The following is a 6,310-nucleotide window of genomic DNA, read 5'->3' on the forward strand; positions in this document are numbered from 1 at the left end:
CTCACCCGGCCCGGCCACACGGAGGCCGCGGTCGACCTCGCTCGTCTCGCCGGCCTGCGCCCGGCGGGGGTGATCTGCGAGATCGTCTCCGAGGACGACCCGACCACCATGGCCCGGACCCCGGAGCTCCGACGTTTCGCCGACGAGCACGGGCTCGCGCTGATCACGATCGAGGCGCTGCAGGACTGGCGCCGCGCGCACGAGGTGCAGGTGGTGCACGAGGCGGCCGCCCGGATCCCCACCCCGGCCGGGACGATGACCGCGCACGGGTACCGCGACGTCATCCAGGGCGTCGAGCACGTGGCCATGGTCGCCGGTGACGTCTCGGGCGGGGAGCCGGTGTCGGTCCGCGTCCACTCCGAGTGCCTCACCGGGGACGTCTTCCACTCGCTGCGCTGCGATTGCGGTCCACAGCTCGACGCGGCCGTCGCCTCGGTGTGTGAGGAGGGCCGCGGGGTGGTCCTCTACATGAGGGGTCACGAAGGCCGGGGGATCGGCCTGGTGCAGAAGCTCCGCGCCTATCAGTTGCAGGACGACGGCCGCGACACCGTGGACGCCAACCTGGACCTCGGCCTTCCCGCCGACGCCCGGGACTTCAGCCTGGCCGCGCAGATGCTGCGGGATCTCGGGGTGACGCGGGTGCGTCTGATGACCAACAATCCCGCCAAGGCCGACGCCCTCCGTGCCGGCGGCGTCGAGGTGGTCTCACGGGTTCCCATGCCCACCGCGGTGACCCCGGAGAACCTCCGCTACCTGCGGACCAAGCGGGACCGGATGGGCCATCTGCTCGAGGGCCTGGACGACGGCGCCGACCTGGACGCGCACGTCCCGGAGACGAACGCCACCGACACGAACGGAGAGGATCGCCGATGAGCGGCACCGGTAGGCCGGAGTTGGTGATCCCCGACGCCCGCGGTCTGCGGCTGGGCGTCGTGGCCTCCACCTGGCACGACGAGATCTGCGCGCAACTCATGAAGCGCGCACTCGCGGTGGCCGAGGCCTCCGGAGCGATCGTGTCCGTCGCCCGCGTCACGGGGGCCGTGGAGCTCCCGGTGGTCGCACAGGAGCTCGCGAGGTCCCACGACGCCGTGGTGGCGCTCGGGGTGGTCATCCGGGGCTCCACACCGCATTTCGACTACGTCTGTCGCTCGGTGACCGACGGGCTGACCCGGATCGCGCTCGACGAGGCCACGCCGGTGGCCCACGGGGTACTCACCACGGAGAACGAGGCCCAGGCCCGGGATCGTGACGGACACGAGGGCGCCGCGGAGGACAAGGGCGGCGAGGCGGTGGCCGCCGCACTCGGCGCGGCCGTCACCCTGCGCGACCTCCGGGCGGGGCGATGACCGATCACCGGGATCCCGAGCACCGGCATTTCGAGCATCGCCCACGGCGTCTCCGGATCGCCGTGATCGTGCTGGCGGCCCTCATCGTCCTCGCGCACGTCCTCTGGGCCGTCCTGCTGGTCCGTGACGACACCGGGGTCACGATCGGTGTCGCCGACCAGCTCGCCTTCGTGATGATCGGCCTGATCTTCGCCGGCGTCCTGCTCACCCTTCTCAGGATCAGGGTGCGGGTGGGTGAACAGGGGGTCGAGGTCCGCGGGCCCCTGCGGACCCGGCAGTGGGGCTGGCCGGACATCGTGGGGATCACGTTCCCCCGGTCCAGCATGTGGCCGCGACTCGAACTGCCCGCCTACGAACACGTCGGCATCTGGGCCATCCTGACGGTCGACGGGCAGGAGGCGGTCGACGCCATGGGCTCCCTGCGCGAGACGATCCGCCGGTACAAGCCCTCGGCCGCCGATCCCGAGACCGTCGCCGACCGCTGAGGCGTCGTGGCCGATCCCCGCACGTACCGTCCGTCACCCGGCTCCATCCCCACCGAGCCGGGGGTCTACCGCTTCCGCGACGACCAGGGTCGCGTCATCTACGTGGGCAAGGCCAAGAACCTACGCAGCCGGGTCAGTTCGTACTTCGCCGACCTCACCCTGCTCCACCCGCGTACCCGGCAGATGGTCACCGCAGCGGCGGGCGTCCAGTGGACCGTCGTCTCCACCGAGGTGGAGGCGCTCCAACTGGAGTACACGTGGATCAAGAAATACGATCCCCGCTTCAACGTGCGGTACCGGGACGACAAGACCTACCCCCTCCTGGCGGTGACGGTGGGGGAGGAGTTCCCCCGCGCGTTCGTCTACCGCGGACCGCGACGGGCCGGGACCCGGTACTTCGGTCCCTATTCCCACGCGTGGGCGATCCGGGACACGCTCGACACCCTCCAACGGGTCTTTCCGGTGAGATCGTGCACGGCCGGGGTGTTCAGGCGACAGGCCCAGCTGGGCCGTCCCTGTCTGCTCGGGTACATCGACAAGTGCGCCGCACCCTGCATCGGACGGGTGTCGGCCGAGGAACACCGCCGGATCGTCGACGAACTCTGCGACTTCCTCGCCGGACGCACCGACGTCATCATGAAGCGGATCGAGGCGCGGATGCTCAAGGCGTCCGAGGACCTGGACTTCGAGCGTGCGGCCCGGCTCCGGGACGACCTCGGCGCGATGAGACGGGCCATGGAGAAGCAGGCCGTCGTCCTGGGTGACGGGACCGACGCCGACGTCGTGGGCGTCGAGGTCGACGAACTGGAGGTGTCCGTCCAGGTCTTCCACGTCCGGAGCGGGCGCATCCGGGGCCAACGCGGCTGGGTGGTCGAGCACGCGCACGGGGTGGACGCCGACGGCCGGTTCGACCCGGCGCTCGCCGTCCCCGGCGTCGTCTCCGACTACCTCGCCCAGTTCTACGGCGGAGAGGCCGAGTTGGCCGGGGCCACCGAGTCCGGCGCCGACCTCGCTGCCGCCGTGCCCCGGGAGGTGTTGGTGCCGGCGCTGCCCGACGACGCGGACGAGCTCGCCGACTGGCTCTCCACCCTGCGTGGATCACGCGTGTCGCTACGGATACCGCAACGGGGCGACAAGAGGGCGCTGGCGGAGACGGTCCGCCGTAACGCGGTGGAGGCCCTGACCCAGCACAAGCTGCGCCGCAGTGGCGACCTGACCGCACGCTCGGCCGCCCTGCAGGAGATCCAGGAGACCCTGGAACTCGACACGGCACCGCTCCGGATCGAGTGCGTGGACATCTCGCACACCCAGGGCACCGACGTCATGGCCTCCCTGGTGGTGTTCGAGGACGGGCTGCCCCGCAAGAGCGACTACCGCCTCTACCGGATCCGCGAGGCGGCCGGCGACGGTCACTCCGACGACGTCGCGAGCATCGCCGAGGTGACCCGCCGACGGTTCCGGCGGCACCACGAGGAGCCGGTGGTGACACCGGACGACGCCGACGGGCCCGTCGACGACCGGGCCGACGCGGGTGAGGGGGCGGCCGGCAGATCCGCGCCCACCCGCCGCTTCGCCTACCCGCCCCAGCTCTTCGTCGTCGACGGCGGCCGACCCCAGGTGGAGGCGGCCGCCGAGGTCCTGTCCGAACTGGGCGTCAACGACGTCCCGGTGATCGGCATCGCCAAACGTCTCGAGGAGATCTGGCTGCCCGGAGAGGAGTACCCGGTCATCTTCCCCCGGCACGGCGAGGGACTGTTCCTGCTGCAACGACTCCGCGACGAAGCGCACCGTTTCGCGATCCGGGCCCACCGGGGAGCCAGATCCCGACGGATGACGACGTCGATCCTCGACGACGTGCCCGGGCTCGGACCCTCACGCCGGTCGGCGCTGCTGGAGAAGTTCCCCACCGTCTCGGCACTCCGCGCCGCCGGAGTGGACGACCTCTGCGCGGTCCCCGGGATAGGCCCCGGGGTCGCGGCGGCGATCCGCGCGACCCTGGGATCCCCGGACGCCCCGCCCGCGGACCAACCGGGTACGGACGGGGGACGGGCGGACATGGGAGACTCGGACCGTGAGGTCGACGACCGGACGAGCGACTCGAGGTGAACCATGGACGTGAACGATGAGGGACGCGAACTCCTACTCATCTGTGGGATGTCCGGTGCGGGCAAGGGCACGGCGTCGAAGGTGCTCGAGGAGTTCGGCTGGTACGTCGTGGACAACCTCCCGCTCCGTTTCGTCGGGGAGCTGGTGGATCGTCTCGCCGAGGCCCGCGAGGAACCCAGGAGGTTCGCGATCGTCGCGGACGTCCGCAGCCTCGGATTCGACGAGCACATCGGAGAACTGCTCGGGCGCTTCGACGGCCGCCCCGAGGCGAGGATCCTCTTCCTGGACGCCTCGGACGAGGCCCTGGTCAAGCGGTTCAACAACGTCCGGCGATCCCACCCGTTGCAGTCGGGGGACGGGCTGATTGACGGGATCCAACGGGAGCGCAAGGTGTTGGAGGGGATTCGCGGACGCGCGGACGTGGTGGTCGACACCACCTCGTTGAGCGTCCACGATCTCCGGCACCGACTCGAGAAGCCGTTCGGCGACCTGGGATTCGATTTCCACCTCACCGTCGAGTCCTTCGGCTTCAAGTACGGGGTGCCGGTCGACGTGGACATGCTGCTCGACATGCGGTTCCTGCCCAACCCGCACTGGATTCCCAAACTCCAGGCGCACACCGGCCGCGAGAAGCCGGTCCAGGACTACGTCCTGGCGGATCCGTCGATCGAGGAGTACCTGCGCGCAGCGGTCTCGATGATCGGCCTGGCGATGACCGGGTATCGCCGGGAGGGCAAGCGGTACATGACCATCGCCGTGGGGTGCACCGGGGGCAAACACCGCAGCGTCGCGATCTCCGAATCACTGGCCGGGAGACTGTCCGGCCTCGACTCCGTCGACGTCCACGTCCGCCACCGTGATCTCGGACGAGAGTGATCGGATGACACGTCAGAGCACGGCGGGGGCGCCGGATCGGCTGGGGTCGCTCGTCGCCCTGGGCGGGGGCCACGGGTTGTCCGCCACCCTCCGCGCCGGGCGTATGGTCGCCGAGCACGTGACCGCGGTGGTGACCGTGGCGGACGACGGTGGGTCCTCCGGGCGACTCCGTCGCGAACTCGACATCCTGCCGCCCGGCGACCTCCGGATGGCGCTGTGCGCACTCGCGGCCGATGACGACGAGCACGCTCAGCTGACCAGTCTGTTCCAGCACCGCTACGGGGGGACCGGGGCGCTGGCGGGACACGCCGTGGGCAACCTCGTCTTCGCCGGATTCTGGGAACTGCTCGGGGACCCCGTCGAGGCGCTCGACGCCGTCGGGGCGATGCTCGGGGTGACCGGACGGGTACTCCCCATGTCGCCGGTGGCCCTGGACATCGCCGCGGAGGTCGTCGGACTGGAAGCCGATCCCCGCGTGGTGCGCACGATCATCGGCCAGGTCGCGGTGGCCACCACGCCCGGCAGTGTGCGCCGGGTGCGGCTCATCCCCGCCGACCCGCCCGTGGCGGACGGCGTCGTGGAGGCGATCGAGGCGGCGGACATGGTCGTGCTGGGACCGGGCTCGTGGTTCACGAGCGTCATACCGAACGTGTTGGTCCCGGACATCGCCTCCGCGTTGGCCCGCACGTCCGCGACCAGGGCGCTCGTGCTCAACCTGGCGCCGCAGGTCGGTGAGACCGCCGGGTTCTCCGCGGAGCAGCATCTCCACGTGTTGCGCCAGCACGCTCCCGCGGTCGACGTGGACGTGGTGCTGGTGGACCCGCGGATGCCACTGAGCGACACCGAACGTGAACACCTCGACCGGGCGGCGGCGGGTCTGGGGGCGCGGGTCATGGTGGCGGACATCGCCCGGACAGCACCGGATGGGACGATGAAGCCCGTGCACGACCCCGCTCTGCTCGCCCGGGCGCTCGCCGCCACGGTGACGGCGGGGGCCGACGGATGACCGGAGAACGAAGGAGCAGGGCGTGTCACTGACCGCACAGGTCAAGTCCGAACTGGTGAGAGTCCCGGTCGGGAACGCGGAGACCAGGAAGGCGGAGATCGCCTCGCTCCTGCGTTTCGCGGGCACCCTCCAGGTCCTCTCGGGCCGCCTCGTGATCGAGGCGGAGGTCGATTCGGGCGAGATCGCCGAGCGACTGTCCGGCGAACTCGACTCGCTGTTCTCCGTGCCCTGCGAGATCCACCCGATCGGGGGAAGCGGCGGCAAGCCGGCCCGGAAGTTCGTCCTCCGGGTGATCGACCGGGGAGCGGACCTGACCCGCCAGCTCGGACTGGTCGACGCCGCCGGCCGCACCGTCAGGGGATTGCCCGCCGCCGTCGTCGGGGGATCCGTGGCGGCGGCGGAGGCCTCGTGGCGGGGGGCGTTCCTCGCCCACGGTTCCCTCACCAAACCCGGGCGGTCGTCGGCGTTGGAGGTGACCGCGCCCGGAGCGG

Annotated in this window: 7 protein-coding genes; all 7 read left to right on the forward strand. The window is 71.0% G+C overall.

What is annotated here, in order from left to right:
• Positions 1-873 (forward strand): GTP cyclohydrolase II (ribA, locus tag G6019_RS03170; protein WP_182627026.1); only part of this gene is annotated, 873 nt, incomplete at its 5' end.
• On the forward strand, positions 870-1,346 hold the full coding sequence (gene ribH / locus G6019_RS03175; protein WP_107756514.1) for a 6,7-dimethyl-8-ribityllumazine synthase: 477 nt from the start codon (positions 870-872) through the stop codon (positions 1,344-1,346). The genes ribA and ribH, both read left to right, overlap by 4 nt.
• Positions 1,343-1,831 carry a PH domain-containing protein gene (locus G6019_RS03180; protein WP_107756513.1) on the forward strand — a complete coding sequence of 163 codons (489 nt, stop codon included), beginning with the start codon at positions 1,343-1,345 and terminating at the stop codon, positions 1,829-1,831. The genes ribH and G6019_RS03180 overlap by 4 nt, the downstream gene beginning before the upstream one ends.
• A 6-nt stretch (positions 1,832-1,837) precedes the next feature.
• On the forward strand, positions 1,838-3,937 hold the full coding sequence (uvrC, locus tag G6019_RS03185) for an excinuclease ABC subunit UvrC (protein WP_182627027.1): 2,100 nt from the start codon (positions 1,838-1,840) through the stop codon (positions 3,935-3,937).
• 3 nt (positions 3,938-3,940) lie between these two features.
• On the forward strand, positions 3,941-4,813 hold the full coding sequence (rapZ, locus tag G6019_RS03190) for an RNase adapter RapZ (protein ID WP_182613688.1): 873 nt from the start codon (positions 3,941-3,943) through the stop codon (positions 4,811-4,813).
• Between the two features lie 4 nt (positions 4,814-4,817).
• Positions 4,818-5,819 carry a gluconeogenesis factor YvcK family protein gene (locus G6019_RS03195; RefSeq protein WP_107758092.1) on the forward strand — a complete coding sequence of 334 codons (1,002 nt, stop codon included), beginning with the start codon at positions 4,818-4,820 and terminating at the stop codon, positions 5,817-5,819.
• 28 nt (positions 5,820-5,847) lie between these two features.
• The coding region (gene whiA / locus G6019_RS03200) for a DNA-binding protein WhiA (protein ID WP_194305398.1) at positions 5,848-6,310 on the forward strand (463 nt) is incomplete at its 3' end.

It is taken from the genome of Dietzia sp. DQ12-76 (assembly GCF_014145045.1).
In the GTDB taxonomy this organism is placed as follows: domain Bacteria; phylum Actinomycetota; class Actinomycetes; order Mycobacteriales; family Mycobacteriaceae; genus Dietzia.